Origin of the sequence: Mesorhizobium sp. M7A.F.Ca.ET.027.03.2.1 (assembly GCF_003999175.1) — a bacterium.
Classification (GTDB): domain Bacteria; phylum Pseudomonadota; class Alphaproteobacteria; order Rhizobiales; family Rhizobiaceae; genus Mesorhizobium.
Map to the genome: position 1 here is coordinate 1 of NZ_RZOM01001046.1, position 2,193 is coordinate 2,193.

General features: G+C 61.5%; 2 protein-coding genes. One reads left to right on the plus strand and one right to left on the minus strand.

What is annotated here, in order from left to right:
- Nucleotides 1–1,410 (minus strand): trimethylamine methyltransferase family protein (locus EN750_RS30910; RefSeq protein ID WP_127398989.1); only part of this gene is annotated, 1,410 nt, incomplete at its 3' end.
- Nucleotides 1,411–1,682: 272 nt separating this feature from the next.
- Between EN750_RS30910 and EN750_RS30915 the strand changes: the two genes are divergently transcribed.
- Nucleotides 1,683–2,193: B12-binding domain-containing protein (locus EN750_RS30915; protein ID WP_127398990.1), on the plus strand; the 511-nt coding region annotated here is incomplete at its 3' end.

A 2,193-nucleotide genomic window follows, 5' to 3' on the forward strand; every position in this document is an offset into this window, starting at 1 on the left:
CTCGTAGGAATTGTTGTCGGCGATGTTGGAGCGGTAGAAGGCGGTCTGGAAATTGGCCTGGGTGTGGTCGCAGCCGAGATAGTGGCTGCCGGGGCCGACCTGGCGGATGGCGTCCATCGCCTGGCCGTTTTCCGACAGATCGACGCCCTCTGAGAATTTCTGCGTCATGCCGAGCTGGTCGATGTCCATCATGAATTTCTCGTAGCAGGACGCCAACCCGCCCTCGAGCCAACCGGCCGAATGCAGCACGAAATTGGTGCCGGCCAGGATGGTCGAGTTCAGCGTGTTGGCGCTTTCATAGGCCGCCTGAGCATCCGGAACCTTCGACGCGCAGAGCGAGCCGCCGGTGCGGAACGGCAGGCCGAGACGGCGCGCCAGCTGTGCGGCGCCATAAGACACCAGCGACGGCTCCGGCGTGCCGAAGGTCGGCGCGCCCGACTGCATCGAGATCGACGAAGCGAAGGTGCCGAACAGCACCGGCGCGCCCGGCCGGATCAGCTGCGTGAACGAGGCGCCGGCCAGCACTTCGGCCAGGACCTGCGTCAGCGTGCCGGCCACCGTCACCGGGCTCATCGAGCCGGCAAGGATGAACGGCGTAACGATGCAAGCCTGGTTGTGGCGCGCATAGACTTTCAAAGCGCCGAGCATGGTCTCGTCGAACACCATCGGCGAGTTGGCGTTGATCAGGCTGGTCAGCACCGTGTTGTTCTCGACGAAATCGTCGCCGAACACGATCTTGGCCATGGCGACGGTGTCTTCGGCGCGCTCCGGCGCGGTCACCGAACCCATGAACGGCTTGTCGGAATATTTGATGTGGCTGTAGATCATGTCGAGATGGCGCTTGTTGACCGGCACGTCGACGGGCTCGCACACCGTGCCGCCCGAATGGTGGATCGACGGCGCCATATAGGCGAGCTTCACGAAATTCTGGAAATCCTCGATCGTCGCATAACGCCTGACGCCATCGAGGTCACGCACGAAGGGCGGACCGTAGACTGGCGCAAAGACGGTGGCATTGCCGCCGATCTGCACCGAACGCTCGGAATTGCGCGCATGTTGGGTGTAGACGGACGGCGCGGTCTTGAGCAGCGAACGGCACAGACCCTTCGGAAAGTGCACGCGCTCGCCCTTGACGTCGGCGCCGGCCTCTTTCCACAGTTGCAGCGCTTCCGCGTCATCACGGAAGATGATGCCGATTTCCTCGAGCACCGTGTCGGTGTTCGTCTCGATCAGCGCCAGGCCTTCCTCGTCCAGCACCTCGTAAACGTTGATCTTGCGTTTGATGTAGGTGAGCTGCGTACCCGGGCCACCGCCCGAACGTGCTGCCCGCCGGGCTGCTGCCCCGCCACTGGCGCCACGCCCACGTCGCGCGTTTGACGCTTCCTGATCGACTGCCGCGTGTTCGCTCATGGTGGTTCTTCCCTGAAACTGTTCTTGTCTGGAATCCATAGCGGCTGCCTCGCCGCTTCTTGCCAGATCGTAGCCATGCACCCTATTCGAAACGGCCCGCCAGCGCCAACGCCTGTCGCAAAATCGACAAGAATTCCAAGAGAGTTACGGTCGCTTTCCTTTTGCGGGAAGTCGCAAATCAGCTATGGATACATGCCCTCAGCGGGTTAGGTATGAACGCGAAGATGTGTGCCTTGCGACATGGTCGCGATGCCGGCAGGAGCTCGATACAAATGTCCGACGACGAGATCATCCTTTCCGAACTTTCCGACGACGAGTTGGTGCAGCAGATGCACGACGATCTCTATGACGGGCTGAAGGAAGAGATCGAGGAAGGCACCAACATCCTGCTCGAGCGCGGCTGGGTGCCCTACAAGGTGCTGACGGAAGCGCTGGTCGAAGGCATGCGCATCGTCGGCGAGGATTTTCGCGACGGCATCCTGTTCGTTCCCGAAGTGCTGCTGTCGGCCAATGCGATGAAGGCCGGCATGTTCATCCTGCGTCCGCTGCTCGCCGCCACCGGCGCGCCGAAGCAGGGCAAGATGGTCATCGGCACCGTCAAGGGCGACATCCACGACATCGGCAAGAACCTCGTCGGCATGATGATGGAAGGTGCTGGTTTCGACGTCATCGATCTCGGCATCAACAATGCGGTCGAGAAATATCTCGATGCGATCGAACAGCACCAGCCCGACATCATCGGCATGTCGGCACTGCTGACCACGACCATGCCCTATATGAAGG